Genomic DNA, 23272 nt, shown 5'->3' with positions numbered 1-23272 from the left:
GCCGCGTCCGTCGCCCATCCGAGTCGGAGGCTGTCGCCGCACCGACCTAGACTGGAGCACTGATGCCGCACCCACTGCTGTCCGCCTTCAGGGCGCTTCCCGATGTCCGCCACGTCCTCGACCAGGTCGGCCGCTCACGCCTCGTCGACGTCTCCGCGAGTGACGGCTCCCGGCCCTTCCTGGTCGCCGCGCTCGCCCAGCAGGCCGACGGTTCGCCAGCTGCCGCCGCCGCCGCTCCGCTCGTCGTCGTCACGGCGACGACGCGGGAGGCAGATGACCTCGCATCGGCGCTCGGTCTCTTCCTGCCCTCCGAGCGCGTCGCCGTCTTCCCGTCCTGGGAGACGCTGCCGCACGAGCGGCTCTCCCCGCGCAGCGACACCGTCGGTCGTCGCCTCGCCGTGCTGCGACGCGTGGCGCACCCGGACCCCGACGACCCGGCATACGGCCCGCTGTCGGTCGTCGTGGCGCCCGTCCGGGCCATCCTCCAGCCGCTGACGAAGGGCCTCGGCGAGCTCGTGCCCGTGGCGCTGCGCCCCGGCGACGACCGGCCCCTCGAGGAGGTCGTCGACGCACTCGCAGCCGCCGCCTACACGCGCACCGACCTCGTCGAGCGGCGTGGTGAGTTCGCCGTCCGCGGCGGCATCCTCGACGTCTTCCCGCCGACCGAGGAGCACCCGGTCCGGATCGAGTTCTGGGGCGACACCGTCGAGGAGGTGCGCTGGTTCAAGGTGGCCGACCAGCGCTCCCTCGAGGTCGCCGAGCACGGGCTGTGGGCCCCGCCGTGCCGCGAGCTTCTGCTCACCGAGCAGGTGCGCGCGCGGGCCCGGGCGCTCGCCGACAAGCTGCCTGGCGTCTCGGAGATGCTCTCCAAGGTCGCCGAGGGCATCGCTGTCGAGGGCATGGAGTCGCTCGCCCCCGCTCTCGTCGACGGCATGGAGTCGGTCCTCGACGTCCTGCCGCAGCGCTCCATCGTCCTCGTCGCCGACCCCGAGCGGGTCCGTCGTCGCGCGCACGACCTCGTCGCCACGAGCGAGGAGTTCCTCGAGGCGAGCTGGGCCAACGCGGCGGCCGGCAACCACGTCCCCGTCGACCTGCAGTCACTGCTCGGCAGCGCCTCGTACTGGTCGATCGCCGAGGTGCGTGCGCACGCCGAGGCCACCGGCCGGGCCTGGTGGACGCTGACCCCGTTCGTCGCCGACGCCGACCTCGCGATCGAGGACGACCACGTCGAAGAGCGCATCGCCGTGCGGTCCGTCGACCCCGACGCCTTCCGCGGCGACACCGACCGCGCCGTCGAGCACCTGCGCGAGCGGGTCCGCGACGGGTGGGCCGTCGCCGTCGTCACCGAGGGCCCGGGCCTCGCCAAGCGCGTCGCCGAGGTGCTGCGTGACCGCGAGGTCGCCGTGCAGCCGCTCGACACGTCCCGCGACGACTCGCTCGTGCCGGGCGCGGTGCACGTCACCACGGCCTCGCTCGGCCGCGGCTTCGTCCACGAGGGCGGCCGCATCGAGGTGCTGACCGAGACCGACCTGACGGGCCAGCCCGGTGGTGGCACGTCGACGAAGGACATGCGGCGTATGCCGTCGCGTCGCCGCAACCAGGTCGACCCCCTCCAGCTGCGCCCGGGCGACCACGTCGTCCACGAGCAGCACGGCGTCGGCCGCTTCGTCGAGATGATGCAGCGCACCGTCGCCGGGGCGACCCGCGAGTACCTCGTCATCGAGTACGCCCCGAGCAAGCGCGGCCAGCCCGGCGACCGCCTCTTCGTCCCCACCGACCAGCTCGACCAGGTGACCAAGTACGTCGGCGGAGAGGAGCCCACCCTCAACAAGATGGGCGGCTCCGACTGGAGCAAGACGAAGTCGCGGGCCAAGCGCTACGTGAAGCAGATCGCGGCCGACCTCATCCGCCTCTACAGCGCCCGGCAGGCCACCAAGGGCCATGCCTTCGCGCCCGACAGCCCCTGGCAGCGCGAGCTCGAGGAGGCCTTCGCCTACGTCGAGACGCCCGACCAGCTCGTCAGCATCGACGAGGTCAAGGCCGACATGGAGAAGCAGGTCCCGATGGACCGCCTCATCTGCGGTGACGTCGGCTACGGCAAGACCGAGATCGCGGTACGCGCCGCCTTCAAGGCGATCCAGGACGGCAAGCAGGTGGCGGTGCTCGTGCCCACGACCCTGCTCGTGAGCCAGCACCAGCAGACGTTCGCCGAACGCTACGCCCAGTTCCCCGTCAAGGTCGCCTCGCTGTCGCGCTTCCAGAGTGACAAGGAGGCCAAGGAGGTCATGGACGGCATGGCCGACGGCACCATCGACCTCGTCATCGGCACGCACCGGCTGCTCGCCAAGGACGCGAAGTTCAAGGACCTCGGTCTCGTCATCATCGACGAGGAGCAGCGCTTCGGTGTCGAGCACAAGGAGCTGCTCAAGACGATGCGCACGGCCGTCGACGTGCTGTCGATGTCGGCCACGCCGATCCCGCGCACGCTCGAGATGGCGGTCACCGGCATCCGCGAGATGTCCACTCTCGCAACGCCGCCCGAGGAGCGCCACCCGGTCCTCACCTTCGTCGGCGCCTACGACGAGAAGCAGATCACCGCGGCGGTCCGGCGTGAGCTGCTCCGCGAGGGTCAGGTCTTCTTCGTGCACAACAAGGTGAGCAGCATCGAGAAGGCTGCGTCGCGCCTGCGTGAGCTCGTTCCCGAGGCGCGCATCGCGACCGCCCACGGCCAGATGGGCGAGCACAAGCTCGAGCAGGTCGTCGAGGACTTCTGGGAGAAGAGGTTCGACGTCCTCGTCTGCACGACGATCGTCGAGACCGGCCTCGACATCTCCAACGCCAACACCCTCATCGTCGAGCGTTCCGACGTCCTCGGGCTCTCGCAGCTGCACCAGCTGCGCGGCCGCGTCGGCCGCGGGCGCGAGCGGGCCTACGCGTACTTCCTCTACCCGCCCGAGAAGCCGATGACCGAGACGGCCCACGACCGCCTGCGCACCATCGCGAGCAACACCGACCTCGGCTCGGGCATGGCCGTCGCCATGAAGGACCTCGAGATCCGCGGCGCCGGCAACCTCCTCGGCGGCGAGCAGTCCGGGCACATCCAGGGGGTCGGCTTCGACCTCTACGTCAGGCTCATCGGTGAGGCCGTCGCGGACTTCCGCGGCGACGCCGCCGACGTGCCGGCCGAGATCAAGATCGAGCTGCCCGTCGACGCGCACCTGCCCCACGACTACGTGCCGGGGGAGCGGCTGCGCCTCGAGGCGTACAAGAAGCTCGCGACGGTCGAGACGTTCGCGGCCGTCGACGAGATCGAGGCCGAGCTGCGCGACCGCTACGGCGCGCCGCCCCGGCCGGTCGAGAACCTCCTCGAGGTCGCCCGACTGCGCGTCGTCGCTCGCGAGGCTCGCATCGGCGACATCGGCGTCCAGGGCCGGGTCGTGCGCTTCGGCCCCGTCAAGGACCTGCGCGAGAGCCAGCAGCTGCGGCTCATGCGCCTCTACCCGGGCACCATCGTCAAGGAGGCCCTGGGCACGATCCTCGTGCCCGTGCCCATGACGGCCCGCGTGGGTGGCAAGCCGTTGCGTGACGTCGAGGTCCTGACGTGGGCGCGGCAGCTCATCTCGGCCGTGCTGCTCGACGACATCGCCTCGGCAGCAGACGCCTCGTCGACCGCGGCAAGATCCGCAGTGGGCGCCCCGTAGGATGTCAGACGCATCCGCCAGAGGAGGAAATCAGTGAAGGCTTGGTCAGCTCAGCCCACGAGGCGCGTCGCCGTCGTCGGCATCGCCGCGCTCGGTGCCGTGTCGCTCCTGGGCGGGTGTGGTTTCGAGACGCGCCAGCAGGCCGCCGCGATCGTCAACGGGCACGTCATCCACGAGTCCGACGTGCGTCAGACGTTCGACCAGCTCAAGGCCGCCAAGCTCGACTTCGCCGAGAACATCGTCGTCACGGCCCTCGTCGCGGCCCCGCTGCTCAAGGAGGCCGTCGCCAAGACCGGCAGCTGGAAGCCCGACGAGACCTACGCCTCCGTCATCGCCTCGATCCCCGACGCCACCGACACGACGAAGGAGTTCGTCGAGGCGGTCGCCCTCATCCAGTCGCAGCGCATGACGCCGGCCGACGTCGCCGCCTACCGCGACGACCTCAAGAAGGCCGACATCTCGATCAACCCGAAGTACGGCGCGGTCGTGAAGTCCGAGGAGGGCCCGGTCTACTTCACGATCGGCCAGCAGACGCCCAACTGGGTCAAGCCGGGTGCGAACGCCGCGCCGGCCACGGCCCAGTAGTCCTCGGGCGCCTTCGACTTGACTGCCCGCGTCGTCCTGCTCGTGACGACCCCGCGCGTCGCGCCGGGTCTGCTCACCCGTGAGGCGTGGGCGGGCCTCGAGCAGGCGTATGCCGTGTGGGGCCGTCCCGACGAGCCGCAGGTCGCCGCGATCGTCGAGGCCGGCATCGAGGTCCTCCCTCGCGAGGACGGTCACCCGGCGCAGCTCGCGCGCGACCTCGTCACCGCGTCCGAGTCCGGCGACGTCGTGTGGGTCGGCTCGTCCGACGGCGACCCGGGCCTCAGCGACGCCATCGCCGTCGAGGTGACCCGCCTGCCCGAACCTCCCGACGTCGAGCTGCTCATAGGTTCCTTCGACGTGCCCGGCGCGCGCCTGCTGGACGTGGTCGCCGTCATGGACCGGCTCCGCTCGCCCGGTGGGTGCCCGTGGGACGCCGAGCAGACGCACGAGACCCTGGTGCCGTACCTGCTCGAGGAGGCGCACGAGGCCATCGAGGCCATCGAGACCGGTGACCCCGCGCACATGCAGGAGGAGCTCGGCGACCTGCTGCTGCAGATCGCGTTCCAGGCGCGGGTCGCCGAGGAGCACCCGAGCCAGCCCTTCGGCATCGACGACGTCGCGGGTTCGCTCGTCGACAAGCTGGTGCGCCGACACCCGCATGTCTTCGCCGACGTCGAGGCCGACACCCCGGACGCCGTCGCAGCGAACTGGGAGACGATCAAGGCGGGGGAGAAGCAGCACCGCACGCACCCCATCGAGGGCGTGCCGCACTCGCTGCCGGCGCTGGCCCGCGCCGAGAAGTACGTCTCCCGGCTGCGCAAGGCCGGCCGCGACGACCTCGTCGACGCGGCCGTCGCCACGGGAGACCTCGGTGCGCAGCTGCTCGACCTCGTGCGCCGAGCCCGGGCCGAGGGCGTGGACGCCGAGGCTGCCCTCCGCGACACCCTGCGCGGCCTCGCCGCCGCGAGCGAGGCCACCGCGCCGCCGCGCGACGACGCCTGAGCCGGCCGGACGGCATACGCCCCCGGGCTCGTCGCGCGCGAGATCGCGCCGTTGCTGTCGTCCCACGACATTCCGCGCCCGATCTCACGCCCGATCTCGCGCCCGATCTCGCGCTCGAACCGTTGCGGAGACGACGAGGGCCGCGTCACCCGGGTGCGGTGACGCGGCCCTCGTCGGGCGCAGGGGTCCCCCCTCAGTAGGCGCCGCGCGAGCGGACGACCGCGTGGATCGTCTTGGCCAGGATCGACAGGTCCTGCACGATCGACCAGTTGTCGACGTAGTAGAGGTCGAGGCGCACGGTGTCGTCCCACGAGAGGTCGCTGCGGCCGGAGACCTGCCACAGGCCCGTGACGCCGGGACGCACGTGGAGGCGGCGCTGCACGTCGGGGACGTAGCGACGCACCTCGGCAGGCAGCGCGGGCCTCGGCCCGACGAGGCTCATGTCGCCGTTGATGACGTTGATGAGCTGCGGCAGCTCGTCGATCGAGTAGCGGCGCATGACCGCGCCGACCCGGGTGACGCGCGGGTCGCGCTGCACCTTGAAGAGGACGCCGTCGCCGTTCTGGTTGAGGTGCGTGATGCCGGAGAGCTGCGCCTCGGCGTCGATGACCATGCTGCGGAACTTGAGGCACTCGAAGAGCTCGCCGTCGCGGCCGACCCGCGTCTGGCGGAAGAGCACCGGGCCGCCGTCCTGCAGCTTCGTCGCGATGGCGAAGGCGATCATGACGGGTGAGGCGAGCAGCAGCAGGAGCGTGGCGCCGACGAAGTCGAAGGCGCGCTTGAGGCCACGCGAGGCGCCCAGGCTCTGCGGCTGCTCGACGTGCACCAGCGGCAGGCCGCCGACCGGACGCATCGCCATGCGTCCCGAGCTGATGTCGCTGAGGCTCGGCACGACCGCCATCTGCACGTGGTGGCCCTCGAGGTCCCATGCGATCCGGCGGAAGTCCACGGCCGACGGGAAGGCGCCCTCGGTGAAGACGACCATGTCGGCCTTCTCGGCGAGCACCGACTCGGCGGTCTGCGTGGTGTTGCCGACGACCGGGACACCGCGCGGTGTGGCCGGGGTCGGCTGCGAGCTCGGGATGAGGGCGCCGACGATGCGGTAGCCGAGCCAGGACTCGCGCTCGAGCACGGCCGCCACGTCGTCGACGTGCGCCGCCGATCCGGAGATGAGCACCCGGGTCAGCAGGTGGCCCCTCGAGTGGGCTCGGTGCACGAGGCGTCGGGCCCACCAGCGCCACAGCAGCACGAGTGGCAGCCCGATCGCGAAGATCAGCACGAAGAAGCCTCGGGAGAGGTTGAACTTCGTGAGGTAGCTGAGGATGCCGATGGCACCGGCGGTGAGGCCGGCGGCGCTGCACACCCGCGCGTACTCGATCGTGCCGACGCCGAGGTGGCTGCTCGTGTACGTGCCGAGGCACAGGTTCGCGACCATCCACGCAGCGACGATCCACAGGCCGACCGACTGGGCGACCTGGTTGACGTCGTTGGCGACGTCGAAGACGTCGAGGCTCGTGCGCCCGACCGCCGCGAGAGCCGTCGCCGCAGCGATGATGACCAGGTCGCCCCCGGCGATCCCGAGCTGCAGCAGTCGCTGCCCCCGGCCCCTCTCGCTGAGCGGCTGCGTCACGGGACGCGCACTGACGTCTAGAAGAACTACCCCCGACTCACGCATGGGTTGACCCATGTCCACACCCCACCCCCGGCACCCAGCGGTGCCATCTCCGACCAGCTCCACCCCCCCGGATGGCTAAGTGCGAGTATGCCGGGTTCTGGTCAGGGAATGGTAAGGAATCGGTAAAAAATGATTCGATGCATTGAGCCGTGTTTGTCCCGGGGGCGGCCGGGCCAGCACCTACCCGCCCGTATGCCGGGTCGCTCCGTCGGCCTGCCCGCGCCACGGGCTACGCTCGTTGCCAGCACCGGTGCCCCGTGTGCGTCGGGGTCCGCCCCGATCGCGGCTCGTTCGCCGGGCACGTCGGACCCCATCCCACCCCACCCCTTCTGCTCGAAACACCGCCGGGCGGCGCCCGGCAGCGCGAGCAGCATCAGCACAGGAGAGTCAGTGGCCAGCATTGAGGAGATTGGCGCCCGCGAGATCCTGGACTCGCGCGGCAACCCCACGGTCGAGGTCGAGATCCGCCTCGACGACGGAACGTTCGCCCGTGCGGCCGTCCCGTCGGGCGCCTCGACGGGGGCCTTCGAGGCCTCCGAGCGCCGTGACGGCGACAAGGGTCGTTACCTCGGCAAGGGGGTCGAGCAGGCCGTCGACGCCGTCATCGAGGAGATCAACCCGCGCCTCGTCGGCTTCGACGCCAGCGAGCAGCGACTCATCGACGCCGAGATGATGACCCTCGACGGCTCGGCCAACAAGGAGAACCTCGGCGCGAACGCCATCCTCGGCGTCTCGCTCGCCGTGGCCCACGCCGCCGCCGAGTCGGCCGGCCTCCCGCTCTTCCGCTACGTCGGCGGCCCCAACGCCCACGTGCTCCCCGTCCCGATGATGAACATCCTCAACGGTGGGTCGCACGCCGACTCCAACGTCGACATCCAGGAGTTCATGATCGCGCCGATCGGCGCCCCGACCTTCCGTGAGGGCCTGCGCTGGGGCACCGAGGTCTACCACTCGCTCAAGAAGGTCCTGCACGAGCGCGGCCTGGCCACGGGCCTCGGCGACGAGGGCGGCTTCGCGCCGAACCTCGAGTCCAACCGAGCTGCCCTCGACCTCATCCTCGAGGCCATCAAGGTCGCCGGCTACGAGCCGGGCCGTGACATCGCCCTCGCCCTCGACGTGGCGGCGTCCGAGTTCTTCGAGGACGGCTCCTACGCGTTCGAGGGCGCGAGCAAGTCGGCCGACGAGATGGTCGCCTACTACGCCGAGCTCGTCGACGCGTACCCGCTCGTGTCCATCGAGGACCCGCTCAACGAGGACGACTGGGACGGCTGGAAGTCCATGACCGACCTGCTCGGCGCCAAGGTGCAGCTCGTCGGCGACGACCTCTTCGTGACCAACCCCGAGCGCCTCGGCCGGGGCATCACGAGTGGCACGGCCAACGCGCTGCTCGTCAAGGTCAACCAGATCGGCACGCTGACCGAGACGCTCGACGCCGTCACGCTCGCGCAGAGCAACGGCTACCGCTGCATGATGAGCCACCGCTCCGGCGAGACCGAGGACGTCACGATCGCCGACCTCGCCGTCGCGACGAACTGCGGCCAGATCAAGACCGGCGCCCCGGCCCGGTCCGAGCGCGTCGCCAAGTACAACCAGCTGCTGCGCATCGAGGAGGAGCTCGACGACGCCGCGGTCTACGCCGGCGCCGGCGCGTTCCCGCGCTTCGACGCCGGCCGTTTCGGCGCCGAGGGCTGACCTCGTGGCCGACCGCACGCCGTCCCGCCCGGGTCGCCCGTCGTCGACGGGCCGCTCGGGCGGTGGCGCGCGCCCGGCCGCACCACGTCAGACCCCACGCCCCACGCCCGCATCGACCCCGCGGACGGGCACGGCGCGCACCGCTACGGGTCGCCAGTCGGGCACTCGGCCCGGCCAGGCGCGGCCCGGCGCCTCGCGCCCGAGCCGTCCCGGCGCCGGCAAGGAGCGTCCCGCCCTGGCCGCCCGCGCCCGCACGCCCCAGCCGACGCCGCCCTCTGCCTCGACGGCCTGGGTGCGCGGCGCGATCCTGCTCGGCATCCTCGTCATGCTCGCCGTCACCATCGTGCCGACGCTGCGATCGCTCGTGCAGCAGCGCGGCGACACGAGCGCTCTGCAGGACAAGGTCGACGAGCAGCGCCAGACGGTGCAGCAGCTCGAGCGCCAGGCGGCGCTCTGGAAGGATCCGGCGTACATCGAGGTCCAGGCCCGCGAGCGCCTGAAGTTCGTCCGGGTGGGCGACCGCGCCTACACCGTCATCGACCCCTCGACCGACGCTGCGAGTGCCCCGGCGTCCGAGCGCCCCGTCGTCGCCGCACCCATGGCCAACGCGGCCTCGCCCTGGTACGGCAAGGTGTGGCAGTCGATCCAGATCGCCGACCGGCCGACCGCCGGTGTCGCGCGCACCAAGTGACGCCGGCTGAGCCGACAGCCCCGAGGAGTGAGCCCCGCGTGAAGGACCCCGCACGTCCCGCCCCGCCTCCGGTCGAGACGGCGGACCTCGACGCCGTCGAGCGCCAGCTCGGTCGCCGTCCCCGTGGCGTCGCCGAGGTGGCGCACCGCTGTCCGTGCGGCGAGCCCGACGTGCTGCGCACCGAGCCGAGGCTCCCCGACGGCACGCCGTTCCCCACGACGTACTACGCGACCTGTCCGCGCCTCACCGGGGCCGTCAGCACGCTCGAGACGGCCGGCGTCATGAAGCAGATGACCGAGCGCCTCGCGGGCGACGAGGAGCTCGCCGCCGCCTACGCGCGCGCCCACGAGCACTACCTCGCGAAGCGTGCCGAGCTCGGCGACGTGCCCGAGATCGACGGCATCTCCGCGGGCGGCATGCCGAGTCGCGTCAAGTGCCTGCACGTCCTCGTCGGCCACTCGCTGGCCGCCGGCCCCGGCGTCAACCCGCTCGGCGACGAGGCGCTCGCGATGCTCGACGACTGGTGGACGCCGACGTCGTGCGCCGCGATCCACGCCGCCGAGGACGCCGACCCGGAAGCCTCCGATGAGTGAGACGAAGGTCCGCGTCGGCGCGATCGACTGCGGCACCAACTCGATCCGCCTGCTCGTCGCCGACGTCGACGCCATCAGCGGCGCCGTGACCGACGTCCTGCGGCGCATGGAGATCGTCCGTCTCGGCCACGGTGTCGACCGCACCGGCATCATCGCGCCCGAGTCCATGGAGCGCACCCTGGCCGTCGCCCGGGAGTATGCCGCGGCGTGCCGTGACCTGGGTGCCGTGCGGGCGCGTTTCGTCGCCACGTCCGCGTCGCGCGACGCGAGCAACGCGGGCGAGTTCATCGACGGAGTTCGGGCGACGTTCCTCGAGCACTACGGCGCGGAGGTCTCGCCCGAGGTCGTCTCCGGTGACGAGGAGGCGGCGCTCTCCTTTGCGGGCGCGACGGCCGGCCTTGCCGCGCAAGGCGTCCCGGGTCCGTATCTCGTCGTCGACATCGGGGGTGGCTCGACCGAGTTCGTCCGCGGATCCGCTCTGGTCGAGGCCGCGCGATCGGTCGACATCGGCTGCGTGCGCATGACGGAGCGCCATCTGGTCAGCGACCCGCCCACGCCCGACGAGATCGCTGCCGCCACGCGTGACATCGACGCGGCGATCGACCTCGCCGAGTCCACGGTCCCGATCGACGGTGTCGCGACCCTGGTGGGGCTGGCCGGCAGCGTCACGACGATCACGGCGCACCTGCTCCGCCTGCCGGCATACCAGCCGGAGCGCATCCACCTCTCGAGCGCGCCGGTGGCCGAGGTGCTGGCCGCGTGCGACGACCTCCTGCACCTGTCTCGCGCGCAGCGGACCGAGCTGCCCTACATGCACCCCGGCCGCGTCGACGTCATCGGCGCCGGCGCGCTCGTCTGGCGCCGGGTCGTCGAGCGCGTCGCGGCGCGGGCCGGCATCACCGAGGTCATGACCTCGGAGCACGACATCCTCGACGGCATCGCCCTGAGCGTCGCGCCGGGCCCGCGAGGCTGAGCCGCTCGCCGGTGCTGCTCGCGCCACGGGCGCGTCGTGCGGCGCGTCGTCAGGCGCGGGGGAGTGCCGTCACCAGCACCGGCTCGTTCGCCTGCTCGTGGGCGCGCCTGCGGTGCGCGCGCAGCCGGGCGACCATCCACAGGGCCGCAGAGACGCCGAGCGCCCACGTGCCGTTGGAGACCGTGGCGTCGACGACGCCGTAGGTGACGAAGAAGAGCGTCACGACGACGATGGTGCGCAGCTGCCGGGCGGAGAGGCGGACCGCAGCGAGCAGCAGGCCTCCCCAGAGGAGGTACCACGGGTGCAGGACCGGGCCGGATGCGCAGAGCACGAGCATCGCGCCCGCCGTCGCGAGCACCGGGTTGCGCGGCGCGACCCGCCACGTGATCCAGGCGATACCGGCCAGACCGGCGACGAGCCCGATCGTCTGGGCCAGCGGGACCGGCACGTCGGTCGCGCTCTCGGGCATCCCGCCCACGCGCATCAGCCACTCGACGGCACTGCCGACGAACGTCGGCGGCGAGAGCAGGGAGCGCAGCGACACCGGCACCGACAGGTTGCCGACCCAGCCCCAGCCGAGCCCGGTCAGCGTCGTGATGGCGACGAACGTCGCGACGAGGACCGAGCCGTACGCCAGCCCGTGGCGCGCCAGCGCCTTGAGCCGGGCGGCGGCGCCCGGTGCGAGGTCGGTCTGCGCCTGCAGGGCCATGCCGACGATGCCGACGAGGGCGAGGACGGCCGTCTGCTTGTACGCGGTGGCGGCCGCGAGCGTCATCGTCGCGACGATGAGCTGTCCGCGGCTGGCGAGGAGCAGTGCAAGCGTCACGAGCGCGACCATGACGGCGTCACCGTGCGCACCGCCGACGAAGTGCATCATGACGAGCGGGTTGAGCACGCCCAGCCAAAGGGCGTGCCGACCGCTCACGCCGTAGCGCTCCGCAAGCCGGGGAAGGGCGTACGCGAGCAGGCCCACCGCGAGCAGCGCGGGGACCCGCATGGCAACGGCCGAGACGTACGCGTTCTCCGGGAAGAACGCCACGATGGCGTGCTGGACCTGGAGGGCCAGCGGGCCGTACGGCGCCGGGGTCTGCACCCACATCGGGTCGACCTGGTCGGCGAACGGTCCCGCCACCCAGAACGGGCCGACGGCATACGGGTCCATGCCGCGCAGGACGATCTGGCCCTGGGCGGCGTAGCTGTAGGCGTCACGACTGAAGAGCGGCGGCACGAGCATGATCGGCAGGCTCCACAGCAGCCACGCCATCGACGGCGCCTTGCGACCGTGGACCGGGCGCATGCGCAGCCACGCGTCGACGAGCAGCAGCATGCCGACGGCGAGCAGGACCGTCGTGACGACGCGACCGAGCCCGGTGCCGAGCCACTCGAGGCCGAAGCGTTCGATGAGAGGGGAGGCCGGGGTGTCGAAGGTGTCGCCGGGGAGGAAGGCCGGGCTGATCGAGCCGGCGGCGACGAGTGCCATGCCGGCGGTGCCGCGGCGGACCATCGGGTCGGCCCAGCTGCGCACGAGCGCGGCGTTGAACCGGTCGACGAACTCGACGACGCGGGGCTCGGCGAGCCACGGCGTGCGCGGCGGAGCTGTCGTCGTCGCTCCGGCGACACGCTGCTCCAGCACCCGCTGCTCCTTCGTGAGGTGTGAGGTTCGCGCCCCCCGGGCGCGGCACGGTCGTGAAGGAGCGCGACGGATCAGCCCCTGGACCTCGTTCTCGCAGGTCATTCTAGGCGGTGCGGCGGGGTGCCTGCCGCGCCACGCCCAAGGCGTGAGCAGGGCGGATACGAGCTGTCCGCGACGACCGGCCCCTGCTTGGTACCCCCGGAGGGACTCGAACCCTCACCGTTGGCGATTTTAAGTCGCCTGCCTCTGCCAGTTGGGCCACGGGGGCGGGATGCCCAGTATGCCGCCGGGCGCAGGTCGATGCCTCCCGTCGATGCGTCGAGGGTCGTCCACTCGCGTCACGATCCCGTTGCGGTCGCGCTGTGGCGCGCCGTCGGGGAACCCGCACGGTGGCCCCGAACGCTTAGTCTGGTGACAGTCGCCACGAACGGTGGCGCCAGTGCCCCAAGGAGCACACTCACATGGCAGGTGGAAACCCGGTCTTCGACCGGCTCAACAAGCAGATCGAGCAGGAGCGGTACGCCGGCTTCGGCTCCCCCCAGCGCCAGGGACAGGCTCCCGCTGGCCAGCAGGCGATGGGCGCCGGCTACGCCACGCAGGACGCGATGACCGCCGAGCAGCTGAACGAGATGTACGCCCGTCAGAGCGCCGGCCCCGTCGACACCGGTCGGGTCACGCTCGACGCGGTCATCATGAAGAGCCTGGGCCTCTTCGCGTTGCTCGTCGCCTCCGGCGCGGTCACGTGGGTCATGGTGACCGGCTCGCCCGGCCTGGCCCGTCCGATCTGGCTCGGCGGCATGGTCATCGGCCTGGTCCTGGGCCTCGCGATCGCGTTCATGAAGACGGTCTCCGTGCCGCTCATCGTGGTCTACTCGGTGGTCGAGGGAGCGTTCCTCGGAGCGTTCAGCTACACGATCAACTCGATCCGGGGCTACGAGGGCGTCGTCCTCATGGCCGTCCTGGCCACGGTGTGCACGTTCGCCGCGATGTACGCCGGCTACGCCACGGGCTTCATCAAGGTCACGTCGAAGTCCCGACGGATGTTCTTCCTCGCCATCGTCGGCTACATGATCTTCAGCCTGCTGCAGGTCGTCCTGCAGTGGACCGGGGTCCTCGACGGTTGGGGCTTCGGCGGCAGCGGCCCGCTCGGCATCGGTCTGTCGCTGCTCGGCGTCGGTCTCGCCGCCTACTCGCTCGCCATCGACTTCGACTCGATCGACCACGCCGTCCAGGTGGGCGCGCCGGCCAAGTACTCGTGGCTGCTCGCCCACGGACTGATCGTCTCCGTCGTCTGGCTCTACATCGAGTTCGTCCGTCTCTTCGCGCGTCTACGCGACTGACCGATGACCTCTCCTCGCGTGGGATCGCCGACCCCGCAGGAGGTGTCGGACGAGCTCCGGCGCGTGGTCGAGCGGTGGCACCAGCTTCCGCTCGACCACGCGCTTTCTCGCATGCCGTCCGTCCGGGCGCTCGTCCAGTCGCTCGCTGACCGCGCGGCCGGGTCGCGCGGGCTGCCGCCCCACCCGGTGCCCGACCTGGGACCGGCCGTCGTGATGGACCAGCTCACCGTCATGGTCCTCGACCTCTTCCGGGTCGAGCCCGGCACCGACCCCGCGGACGTCGCGGCCGAGCTGGTCGGCATACGCCGCTCCCTCTGAGTCGAGTGGGCACGTTCACCCGGCCGGGGTGAACGTGCCCACTCGACGTGTCCTGGGTCGGGCCGTCAGCTGAGGCGCTCGAAGATGACGGCCATGCCCTGGCCGCCGCCGACGCACATCGTCTCGAGGCCGAACTGCTCGTCGCGCTCGCGCAGCGCGTTGATGATCGTGCCGGTGATGCGGGCCCCCGTGGCACCGAAGGGGTGCCCGATCGCGATGGCTCCGCCGTTGACGTTGAGCTTGTCATAGTCCATGCCGATCTGGTCGGCCGAGCCGATCACCTGTGCGGCGAAGGCCTCGTTGATCTCGTAGAGGTCCATGTCTCCGATCGACAGGCCGGCCCGCTTGAGCGCGAGGTTGGTCGCCTCGACCGGCCCCAGGCCCATGATCTCGGGGGAGAGGCCGGTGGCGGCGGTGGACACGACCCGGGCGAGCGGCTCGAGCCCTAGCTCCTTCGCCTTGGTGTCGCTCATGACGACGAGCGCGGCGGCGCCGTCGTTGAGCGGGCAGCAGTTGCCGGCCGTCACGGTGCCCTCCTGGCGGAACACCGGGTTCAGGGACTGCACCGCCTCGAGCGTGACCCCGGCGCGGGGGCCGTCGTCCTTCGCCACGGTCGTGCCGTCGGGCGTCGTCACGGGCGTGATCTCCCAGTCGAAGAAGCCCCGGCCGATGGCGGCCTCGGCACGGTTCTGGCTCGTGACGCCCCACTCGTCCTGGCGCTCGCGGGAGATGCCGTATGCCGTCGCGACGTTCTCGGCCGTCTGACCCATCGAGATGTAGATGTCGGGCAGCAGGCCCTCGGTGCGCGGGTCGGTCCACGTCTCGTTGGTCTCGGCGATGCGGGCCGTGCGGGCCTTGGCGTCAGCGAAGCGTGGGTTCTGCTGGTCCTCCTTGGCGCCGCCGGCACCGGCCCAGTCGGTGTACTGCGAGACGCACTCGACGCCGGCCGAGACGAAGATGTCGCCCTCGCCCGCCTTGATGGCGTGGAAGGCCATCCGCGTCGTCTGGGCCGAGGAGGCGCAGAAGCGGTTGATGGTGGCGGCCGGCGTCGCGTCGAGGCCGAGCAGCGTGGCGACGACCTTGGCCATGTTGGAGCCGTGGCGACCGGAGGGCTCGGCGCAGCCGAGGTAGAGGTCCTCGACCAGGCTCGGGTCGAGGGCGGGCACCTTGTCGAGGGCGGCCTGGATGACCGTGGCGGCGAGGTCGTCGGGGCGGACCTCCTTGAGCGAGCCCTTGAAGGCCCGGCCGAACGGCGAGCGGGCGGTCGAGACGATGACGGCTTCGGTCACGGGGGTTCTCCTGCTGGTGCATCGGACTTCATCGACGGCCCGCACGCCTGTGCGACGGGCGACTAAGCGCTTGCTCAGCCCTTCGATGGTAGGACGTCCACGTACCGTTGGACAGGGTGCCCGGCATGACCTGCGTCTCGGCCGGTGGCCGGGGGCACGTCGGGAGGGGCCGGAGGGGCGGCCGCTAGGGTGGAGCAGTTCTCGGCGCAGGCTGCGCCGACCGTGCCCGGGGTCTCGCTCCGGGCCGCCGACCATCAGGGGGACCACCCATGAAGACCTTCACGACTCGCGTCGTGGCCCTCTCGGGCGCGCTCGCGATCAGCCTCGGCGCCGCCGCGTGCTCCAAGTCCGACACGCCGACCCCGGCCTCGTCGGGCTCGGCGTCCTCCGCCTCGTCGGGCTCGACCAGCTCGACGAGCTCGGCAAGCTCGACGGGGGCGACTGACGCCCCGGAGGCGTCCGAGATCCTCACGAAGGCCAAGGACAACGCCCTCGCCGCCAAGTCGGGGGCCTTCGTCGGTGAGGTCGACCAGAGCGGCAAGACCATCAAGATCGACTTCAAGGGCACGAGCGACGGCAAGACCGCCGACATCGCCATCGAGATGGAGGGCGACGGCAAGGCCCGCATCATCTCCCTCGCCGACGGCATCTACATCCAGGGCGACCAGACGTTCTGGAAGAAGCAGGGGGCTCCGGCCTCGGTGCAGAAGGCCGGCGACAAGTTCATCAAGGCGCCGGCGTCGGCCGGTGCGATGACCGAGAGCCTCTCCCTCAAGTCGTTCCTCGAGAAGGCCTTCGGTGCGGTCACGCCCGAGCAGCTCGCCACCGAGGTCGAGAGCGAGACCGTCTCGGGCGTCGACTGCTGGGTCCTGAGCGACTCGAAGGGCAAGAAGGAGGGCGCCCTCTACGTGTCCAAGGACGCGTTCCAGGTGGTCCGCTTCACCGGCTCGGTGTCGAGCCCGGGTCAGCTCGACTTCTCCAAGTGGAACGAGGACCTCGGCATCAAGGCGCCCGAGGCCGGTCAGGTCATGAAGATCGGCTGAGTCCGCTGGTCATGCGCCCAGAGGGGTCGTCCGAGCCGGGCGGCCCCTCTGGCAGGTCCGCGGCCGCGGCGTCGAGCCCTCGAGGCGACCCGGCGGCATACGGCGTCGGGTCGGGAGTGCTCCCGACTGTGGGGATGCTGCCCGGCAGCCCAGGGAGCGGAACGGCGGGCCGGATGCGGTGGAGCAGCACGGCCCAGCGGCCCTGCGCCCCGCGGGACTGCCCGGCGACCACGGCCGGTGCGACCTCGGTGCCCGGCTGGGTGACGGCCTTGGTGGCGGCCTTCGCGACCGGACCGACGCTCTCACCGCGGCGCAGGTTGGGCTCGATCGGGGCGCTGCGCTCACCGAACAGGTCGAGCGCGGCACTCACGGTCGGCAGCAGCGCCGCGGCGACACGGGCGTAGCCGGCCGGGCTCGGGTGGAAGCGGTCCTTGCTGAACATGACGGTGGGCTCGGCCGAGAAGGCGTCGCTCAGCAGGTCGCCGACCGACACGGCGCGACCGCCCGCCTCGACGACGGCAACGGTCTGCGCGGCGGCCAGGTCACGCGACCACCGGCGTGCGAGCAGCCGCAACGGCTGCGCCACCGGCTCGATGGCGCCGAGGTCGGGGCACGTGCCGACGACCACCTCCGCACCGGCCTCGCGCAGGCTCCGCACCGCCATCTCGAGGTGGCGCACGGCCACCGACGTGTCGATGCGGTGCGTGACGTCGTTGGCGCCGATCACGATGACGGCGACGTCGGGCCGCGGCACGGCCGCTAGCGCGCGCTCGACCTGCTCGTCGAGGTCGGGGGACTCGGCGCCGATGACGGCGACGTTGGTGAGCTCGACGGGTCGACCACTGAACGCGGCGACGCCGCTCGCGACGATCGCGCCGATGGTCTGGTGCGCGTGGTCGGCGCCCATGCCGACGCCGGTCGAGTCGCCGAGCATGAGGAAACGGATCGGGCTGCCGTGGCCGGAGCCGTAGGTGCCGCTGTCCTCGGGTGCACCCTCGAACGGCTGCCCGACGATCCTGCGGGCCATGGTGGCCTCCGCCTTGATGAGGGCGTAGCCGAGCAGGCTGAGCGCGCCGAGGCCGGCCATGCCCATCCCGCTGCCGTATGCCGCAGCCTGCGCGATCTTGCGCGCGCGCCGTGCACGCCCCATCTGAAAGGCCCCCTTCTCCCGTCGTCGAACCGGGTGCACAACGGTAACGCCCGGACCCGACGCTCCGTGCCCGTTCGCGAGGTTCACGCACGGCACCACGTGTCTCGTCCAGTGGGACGCCCCTCCTAGGATGGTCGGGTGAAGTATGCAGAGAACGTCGTCGACCTCGTCGGCAACACACCACTGGTCAAGCTCGGGTCCGTCGTCGCGGATGCGGGGGTGACGTGCACGGTGCTGGCGAAGATCGAGTACTTCAACCCCGGCGGCTCCGTGAAGGACCGCATCGCGCTGCGCATGGTCGAGGCCGCCGAGCGCGACGGCCTGCTCAGGCCCGGCGGCACCATCGTCGAGCCGACGAGCGGAAACACGGGCGTGGGTCTGGCCCTCGTCGCCCAGCGCCGCGGCTACTCATGCGTGTTCGTGTGCCCCGACAAGGTGAGCCAGGACAAGCGCGACGTGCTCAAGGCGTACGGCGCCGAGGTCGTCGTGTGCCCGACCGCGGTCGAGCCCGAGCACCCGGACTCGTACTACTCCGTCTCGGACCGCCTCGTGCGCGAGATCGACGGGGCCTGGAAGCCGAACCAGTACTACAACCCCGAGGGACCCAAGAGCCACTACCTGACGACCGGTCCCGAGGTCTGGGGCGACACGGACGGCAAGGTGACGCACTTCGTCGCGGGCGCCGGCACCGGCGGCACGATCAGCGGCACCGGCAAGTACCTCAAGGAGGTCAGCGACGGCGCCGTGCGCATCATCGCGGCCGACCCCGAGGGCTCCGTCTACTCGGGTGGGACGGGCCGCCCGTACCTCGTCGAGGGGGTCGGCGAGGACTTCTGGCCCGGCGCCTACGACCCGTCCGTCGTCGACGAGGTCATCGCCGTCAGCGACGCGGACTCCTTCGAGATGACGCGCCGGCTGGCCCGCGAGGAGGGGCTGCTCGTCGGCGGCTCCTGCGGCATGGCCGTCGTCGCGGCGATCCGGGCCGCGAAGGACCTGCCCGAGGACGCGGTCGTGGTCGTGCTGCTGCCCGACTCGGGCCGCGGCTACATGAGCAAGATCTTCAACGACGAGTGGATGCACTCCTACGGCTTCCTCAACGACCACACCGAGGAGACGGTCGGGTCGGTGCTGCACGGCAAGTCCGGCGACATGCCCGCTCTCGTGCACACGCACCCCAACGAGACGATCCGCGACGCCGTCCAGATCCTGCGCGAGTACGGCGTCTCGCAGATGCCGGTCGTCAAGGCCGAGCCGCCGGTCATGTCCGGTGAGGTGGCGGGCTCGGTGAGCGAGCGCGCGCTGCTCCAGGCCCTCTTCACGGGCCAGGCCCACCTCGCCGACTCGGTCGAGAAGCACATGGAGCCCGGCCTGCCGCTCGTCGGCGCCGGCTCGCCGGTGTCGGCCGCGCGCAAGGAGCTCGAGGACTCCGACGCGATCCTCGTCGTCGAGGACGGCAAGCCGATCGGTGTGCTGACCCGCGCCGACCTGCTCGGCTTCCTCGCGAGCTGAGGCGCGTCCCATACACGTATGCTGCTGGGCTCGCTTCCACGAGAAGCGAGCCCAGCAGCATGTGCGCGAGAAGGGACGTGGCTCAGGTGTCCTGGGTGGCCTTCGCCTGGGCCTTCTTCGCCTGCTTGTACTCCCGCACCTTGAGGAGGGAGTCCGAGTCCACGACGTCGGCCACCGAGCGGTAGCCGTCCAGTGCGTAGTCGCCCGCGACGGCCTCCCAGCCGTCGGGCCGGACCCCGAGCTGCTTGGCCAGCAGTGCCACGAAGATCTGCGCCTTCTGCTTGCCGAAGCCCGGCAGCTCCTGCACGCGCTTGAACAGCTCCTTGCCGGTGGTCGCCTCGGTCCACAGCCTGGTGACGTCACCGTCGTAGCGGCTCTCGACGAGGGCCGCGAGCTCCTGGAGCCGGGCGGCCATCGACCCGGGGAACCGGTGGATCGCAGGCGGGGTGCTGCACATCGCCTTGAACTCGTCGGGGTCGGCGGCGGCGATCGCAGCCGGGTCGAGCGTGCCGAACCGGCTCAGGAGCTTGTGACCCCCGCGGAACGCGTGCTCCATGCCGTACTGCTGGTCGAGCATCATCCCCACGACGACGGCGAACGGGTGCTCGTCCAGGACCTGGTCAGCGGCTGGTTCGTTGGCGATCTGGAAGCCCATGGAGGCATGCTCTCACGCGGGCGAGCCCGGCCTGCCGGGTCTCGTGGGGTCGGGCGCACGTGGACACCACGTCGTCGGGCAGGATGACGCCATGGGCTTGTTCAGGCGCGGCCGGCGCGACGAGACACCGCCAACCGATGCGATCGCGCAGTTCTGGGCGTGGTGGCAGGCCGAGGGCGCGACGGCTACCGCGACGGCGGTCGCGGACCGGGCGCCGGAGCGTGCCGGCCAGGCCGTCAGCACGCACGTCGGGGCGATCCACCCCGACCTCGCCTGGGAGCTGGCAGCCGGCACGAGCAGCGCCCACCTCCTCGTCGTGAGTCCCGAGGGCAACCCGGACCTGCGCGGGACCGCACGGCGGTGGCTACGTGCTGCTCCGCCGGCGGATGCGACCTGGGCCTATGCCGACACCCGCCAGCCCGTCGATGACCTAGACGGGCTGGAGCTGGAGGTCAACGGGCGCGTCATCGCGTTCAAGGACGTCGTCATCACCGCGCGTCGCGAAGGGCTGCGCATCCCGGTCACCGTCTACCACCCGGCCTTCCCGGACGTCGACCACGGCACCCGCGCGACGATCACCTACCTCGCGCTCGACACGGTGCTCGGCGAGGAAGACGTCGAGTGCTGGGTCGGAGAGGTGGTGGCCGCGGAGTCGACACCGCTCGACGCGTTCCCGATCACGTGGCTGCGGGGCCTCGTCCGCGACCTCAAGGCCGAGCACACGACGCAGGACGGCGAGCCGCAGTACGTCATGTTCCAGGGGAGTGGCGCCGAGGGGCCGCTGGTGGCGATGGCGCAGGTGCCGCTGGCGGCCGCGACGGCGCCCGAGCTCGACACCCATGTGGCGGTCTTCCTGCCGTACCTGTCGACGGACGACTCGGGCCTGCCGAGCCCCGGCTCGCTGGACTCCTTGCGACGCCTGGAGGACGGGATCACCGTCGACCTCGGCGGCACGGGCCGGATCGTCGCCCACCAGTCGTCGGCGGGCACGCGCGTCCTGCACGTCTACGTCGACGGCACCACAGGCGCCGCCGGCCTCGTGCGTGCGGCTGCCCAGCGGTGGACCGAGGGCTCGGCGTCAGTCACCGTGACGCGCGATCCGGCCTGGGAGATGGTGTCGCACCTGCGAGGATGAGTTCCCCTGCGGCTCAGTCGTGCTCGCTCACCTCGACCCACGAGGGCTCACTCGGGCGCACACGTCCGACGCCCGAGGTCAGGGCGGCCACGGTGCGGTCGACATCACCGACGGCCTCCGGCACGGCGGCGACGTGGAGGCGCATGCCCGTCGCGAGGTACTCGACGTCGCCCACGACGACACCGGCGAGCCCGCGCAGGGAGTGCTCAACCCGGGGCCCCGCCGCGTGGTCGACGTCGACGACTCGTCCCTCACGCAGCTCACGGACCGCAGGGGTTGCCGCGTCGAGGGCTGCCGTGACGGCATCCCCGTAGGCGCGGATCAGGCCACCGGTGCCGAGCAGCGTGCCGCCGAACCACCGGGTCACGACCGCCACGACGTCGGTGAGGCCGCGGCCGCGCAGCACGTCGAGCATCGGAGCCCCGGCCGTGCCCGACGGCTCACCGTCGTCGTTGCTGCGCGCCGTCGCCCCGTGGGGTCCCAGCACGAAGGCCGTGCAGTGGTGGCGAGCGTCGCGACTGCTCCTGCGCACGTCGTCGACGAACGCGCGTGCGCCCTCCTCCGCCGATACCGGCGCGACGTCGCAGCGGAACCGCGATCGGCGCACCTCGATCTCCGCGGAGGCCGGGGCGGCCAGGGTCACGTAGCGGCGTGGCGAGCTCAGCGGCATACCTCCTCGGTTCGCGTGGGACGCTCCGAGTATGCCGGGCGTGCTGGACCGCCGCCGACGCCCCGGAGCCGATACGTCGCGCGTGAGGCACGGGGTCGCTGAGACAATCGCGGCATGCATCCCTTCGCCGTGGCCATCGGTGGTGCCGTCGGCACGCTGCTGCGGCTCCTGCTCACCAGCGGCGGGGGTGGCGGAGGTGGCTGGGACCCGCGCATCAGCGTCATCAACGTCGTCGGGGCGTTCCTGCTCGGCGTGCTCGCGCGGATCCCCGTGCGACCGCAGGTCCGCTCGCTGCTCGGGTCGGGAGTGCTGGGCTCGCTGACGTCGTTCTCCGCGCTCAGCATCGCTCTCGCCGACGCGACGCCGGGGTATGCCGTCGCGCTCGGGCTGCTCACGAGCATCGTCCTCGGCGTGGCCGCAGCCGCCTTCGGGATGTGGCTCGGTGGCCACCTGGCGTCCGAGGAGAAGGCCGGGTGACCGAGATCGCGTGGTGGGGCTGGGTGGCCGCCGTCACAGCCGGCTCGGCCGGCGCCCTCCTGCGCACCTGGGTGGTCCGGCGACTCGCGAAGCGGCCGGTGCCCCTCGGGGTGCTCCTCGCCAACACGGTCGCCTCCGCCGTCGGTGGGGCTGTCGTCGCGCACCGGGACGCGCTGGGAATCACGTGGTCGCTCGTTCTCATCGGTGGGTTCTGCGGGGGACTGTCGACGCTGTCCACGCTCGCGGCCGACACGGTCGAGCTGTGGGTCGAGGACCGGCGACGGGACGCGGTGGTCAACGTCGTCGCCAACGTCGCCGTCGGGCTGGCCGTGGTCTGGGGCGCGTGGGCGATCGTCAGCTGAGGTAGCGCTCGAGCACGATGTCGACCAGCTCGTCGGGGACGGGCTCGTCGGGGAGCAGCAGGGGCGGGGTGACGACGTCTGCGCCCGATGCCGCTGAGAGGTCGGCGAAGTATCCCGGCGCGAGCAAGTAGGTCGCGACGATGACGCGCCGGCCTGGAAGGCCTTGCGCTGCAACGGCATCCGAGAGCCGGGGCTCGGCCGCCGACAGGAACGCGGCAGTGACCGGTCGCCCGAGCAGCCGGCTGAGCGCGTCGGCGACCGTGCGGCAGTCCTCGACGGCCGACGGCTGCGACGAACCCGCCGCTCCGAGGACGACGACGTCGTCGTCACGCAGGCCCGACGCGACGAGCCGCCGGCGGAGGAGCTCCGCCAACCGGTCGTCGGGTCCGAGCGCCGGCGCCACCGTCGTGCCGGGCACGGCGTCGGCAGCGTCGGTCAGGTCGACGTAGACGTGGTACCCCGCAGACAGCAGCAGCGGCACCAGCCGACCCTCACGTGCGCCGCCGAGGGAGGCGAGCACGGCAGCGGGCTCGGGCTGCTGCACGTCGACGTAGGCGGCCCGGACCGTGAGGTCGGGGCGGCGCGCTGCGACCGCGGCGACCAGGCCCGCGATCGCCGCGCGCCCGGCCGGTGACGACGTGCCGTGGGCGGTTGCTATGAGAACGGGCGCTTCCCTGGTCATGTCGGCCACTGTGTCAGGTCCACGGTGGCGCACCCATCACGGGCCACCGGGTGAGCCGGTCGTTACCGGGGCAACCCATGATCGAAACGCAGGCGAA

The 23272-nt window shown here is 71.7% G+C and carries 21 protein-coding genes and 1 tRNA gene; 14 read left to right on the top strand and 8 right to left on the bottom strand.

Annotated elements, in window-relative coordinates; translation table 11 throughout:
- The first annotated feature begins 62 nt into the window (after positions 1-62).
- From mfd to H9I49_RS12390, 3 genes are read left to right on the top strand one after another with little or no spacing between them, the layout of a single operon-like run.
- A complete protein-coding gene (gene mfd / locus H9I49_RS12400) occupies positions 63-3701 on the top strand; it encodes a transcription-repair coupling factor (RefSeq protein ID WP_188030690.1) in 3639 nt (1212 codons plus the stop codon).
- A 33-nt stretch (positions 3702-3734) separates the two neighbouring features.
- Positions 3735-4286, top strand: a complete 552-nt coding sequence (locus tag H9I49_RS12395) for a hypothetical protein (protein WP_370587549.1) — start codon at positions 3735-3737, stop codon at positions 4284-4286.
- 18 nt (positions 4287-4304) lie between these two features.
- Positions 4305-5288, top strand: a complete 984-nt coding sequence (locus H9I49_RS12390) for a MazG family protein (RefSeq protein ID WP_188030689.1) — start codon at positions 4305-4307, stop codon at positions 5286-5288.
- A 193-nt stretch (positions 5289-5481) separates the two neighbouring features.
- Here H9I49_RS12390 and H9I49_RS12385 read toward each other — a convergent pair whose 3' ends face one another.
- Positions 5482-6918 carry a sugar transferase gene (locus tag H9I49_RS12385; RefSeq protein WP_188030688.1) on the bottom strand — a complete coding sequence of 479 codons (1437 nt, stop codon included), beginning with the start codon at positions 6916-6918 and terminating at the stop codon, positions 5482-5484.
- Positions 6919-7353: 435 nt separating this feature from the next.
- Here H9I49_RS12385 and eno point away from each other — a divergent pair, with 435 nt between their 5' ends.
- Genes eno through H9I49_RS12365 form a run of 4 tightly spaced genes read left to right on the top strand, consistent with a single transcriptional unit; the run spans position 7354 to position 10912 of the window.
- The gene (gene eno / locus H9I49_RS12380) at positions 7354-8655 is read left to right on the top strand and encodes a phosphopyruvate hydratase (RefSeq protein WP_188030687.1); all 1302 of its coding nucleotides are present in this window, start codon (positions 7354-7356) and stop codon (positions 8653-8655) included.
- A 4-nt stretch (positions 8656-8659) separates the two neighbouring features.
- A complete protein-coding gene (locus H9I49_RS24460; RefSeq protein WP_188030686.1) occupies positions 8660-9346 on the top strand; it encodes a septum formation initiator family protein in 687 nt (228 codons plus the stop codon).
- A 38-nt stretch (positions 9347-9384) separates the two neighbouring features.
- The gene (locus H9I49_RS12370; protein WP_188030685.1) at positions 9385-9939 is read left to right on the top strand and encodes a DUF501 domain-containing protein; all 555 of its coding nucleotides are present in this window, start codon (positions 9385-9387) and stop codon (positions 9937-9939) included.
- The gene (locus H9I49_RS12365; RefSeq protein ID WP_188030684.1) at positions 9932-10912 is read left to right on the top strand and encodes an exopolyphosphatase; all 981 of its coding nucleotides are present in this window, start codon (positions 9932-9934) and stop codon (positions 10910-10912) included. Before H9I49_RS12370 ends, H9I49_RS12365 begins: the two co-directional genes overlap by 8 nt.
- A 49-nt stretch (positions 10913-10961) precedes the next feature.
- On the opposite strand, the gene mptB is transcribed toward H9I49_RS12365, so the two are convergent.
- Both mptB and H9I49_RS12355 read right to left on the bottom strand, forming a co-directional pair.
- On the bottom strand, positions 10962-12545 hold the full coding sequence (gene mptB, locus H9I49_RS12360) for a polyprenol phosphomannose-dependent alpha 1,6 mannosyltransferase MptB (protein WP_188030683.1): 1584 nt from the start codon (positions 12543-12545) through the stop codon (positions 10962-10964).
- 190 nt (positions 12546-12735) lie between these two features.
- Positions 12736-12813: transfer RNA gene (locus H9I49_RS12355), tRNA-Leu, on the bottom strand.
- A gap of 193 nt (positions 12814-13006) precedes the next feature.
- Here H9I49_RS12355 and H9I49_RS12350 point away from each other — a divergent pair.
- Together H9I49_RS12350 and H9I49_RS12345 are read left to right on the top strand one after the other, a co-directional pair.
- Positions 13007-13885, top strand: coding sequence for a Bax inhibitor-1/YccA family protein (locus tag H9I49_RS12350; protein WP_188030682.1), 879 nt, complete (start codon positions 13007-13009; stop codon positions 13883-13885).
- 18 nt (positions 13886-13903) lie between these two features.
- Entirely contained in the window at positions 13904-14203 is a 300-nt protein-coding gene (locus H9I49_RS12345; protein ID WP_188030681.1) for a hypothetical protein, read from the top strand.
- 65 nt (positions 14204-14268) lie between these two features.
- Here H9I49_RS12345 and H9I49_RS12340 read toward each other — a convergent pair whose 3' ends face one another.
- Positions 14269-15492, bottom strand: a complete 1224-nt coding sequence (locus H9I49_RS12340; protein WP_188030680.1) for an acetyl-CoA C-acetyltransferase — start codon at positions 15490-15492, stop codon at positions 14269-14271.
- Positions 15493-15761: 269 nt separating this feature from the next.
- Between H9I49_RS12340 and H9I49_RS12335 the strand changes: the two genes are divergently transcribed.
- Entirely contained in the window at positions 15762-16535 is a 774-nt protein-coding gene (locus tag H9I49_RS12335) for a hypothetical protein (protein ID WP_188030679.1), read from the top strand.
- On the opposite strand, the gene H9I49_RS12330 is transcribed toward H9I49_RS12335, so the two are convergent.
- On the bottom strand, positions 16519-17685 hold the full coding sequence (locus tag H9I49_RS12330; protein ID WP_188030678.1) for an SGNH/GDSL hydrolase family protein: 1167 nt from the start codon (positions 17683-17685) through the stop codon (positions 16519-16521). The two genes, H9I49_RS12335 and H9I49_RS12330, sit on opposite strands and share 17 nt — an antisense overlap.
- A 138-nt stretch (positions 17686-17823) precedes the next feature.
- Between H9I49_RS12330 and H9I49_RS12325 the strand changes: the two genes are divergently transcribed.
- Positions 17824-19194: a cystathionine beta-synthase gene (locus H9I49_RS12325; protein WP_188030677.1), complete on the top strand. Its 1371-nt coding sequence runs from the start codon at positions 17824-17826 to the stop codon at positions 19192-19194.
- Positions 19195-19276: 82 nt separating this feature from the next.
- On the opposite strand, the gene H9I49_RS12320 is transcribed toward H9I49_RS12325, so the two are convergent.
- The gene (locus tag H9I49_RS12320; RefSeq protein ID WP_188030676.1) at positions 19277-19849 is read right to left on the bottom strand and encodes an HhH-GPD-type base excision DNA repair protein; all 573 of its coding nucleotides are present in this window, start codon (positions 19847-19849) and stop codon (positions 19277-19279) included.
- A gap of 91 nt (positions 19850-19940) precedes the next feature.
- Here H9I49_RS12320 and H9I49_RS12315 point away from each other — a divergent pair, with 91 nt between their 5' ends.
- Positions 19941-20984, top strand: coding sequence for a DUF695 domain-containing protein (locus H9I49_RS12315; RefSeq protein ID WP_188030675.1), 1044 nt, complete (start codon positions 19941-19943; stop codon positions 20982-20984).
- Between the two features lie 13 nt (positions 20985-20997).
- Here H9I49_RS12315 and H9I49_RS12310 read toward each other — a convergent pair whose 3' ends face one another.
- Positions 20998-21654, bottom strand: coding sequence for a YigZ family protein (locus tag H9I49_RS12310; RefSeq protein ID WP_188030674.1), 657 nt, complete (start codon positions 21652-21654; stop codon positions 20998-21000).
- A 114-nt stretch (positions 21655-21768) separates the two neighbouring features.
- On the opposite strand from H9I49_RS12310, the gene H9I49_RS12305 reads away from it, so the two are divergent.
- Entirely contained in the window at positions 21769-22131 is a 363-nt protein-coding gene (locus H9I49_RS12305) for a CrcB family protein (protein WP_188030673.1), read from the top strand.
- Positions 22128-22493: a CrcB family protein gene (locus tag H9I49_RS12300; RefSeq protein WP_188030672.1), complete on the top strand. Its 366-nt coding sequence runs from the start codon at positions 22128-22130 to the stop codon at positions 22491-22493. The genes H9I49_RS12305 and H9I49_RS12300 overlap by 4 nt, the downstream gene beginning before the upstream one ends.
- On the opposite strand, the gene H9I49_RS12295 is transcribed toward H9I49_RS12300, so the two are convergent.
- Positions 22486-23175, bottom strand: coding sequence for a sirohydrochlorin chelatase (locus tag H9I49_RS12295; RefSeq protein ID WP_188030671.1), 690 nt, complete (start codon positions 23173-23175; stop codon positions 22486-22488). The two genes, H9I49_RS12300 and H9I49_RS12295, sit on opposite strands and share 8 nt — an antisense overlap.
- Positions 23176-23272: the final 97 nt, after the last annotated feature.

The sequence above is a fragment of the Terrabacter sp. MAHUQ-38 genome, assembly GCF_014518425.1.
Lineage (GTDB): Bacteria > Actinomycetota > Actinomycetes > Actinomycetales > Dermatophilaceae > Terrabacter.
This window is presented reverse-complemented; position numbering and strand designations above follow the sequence as displayed.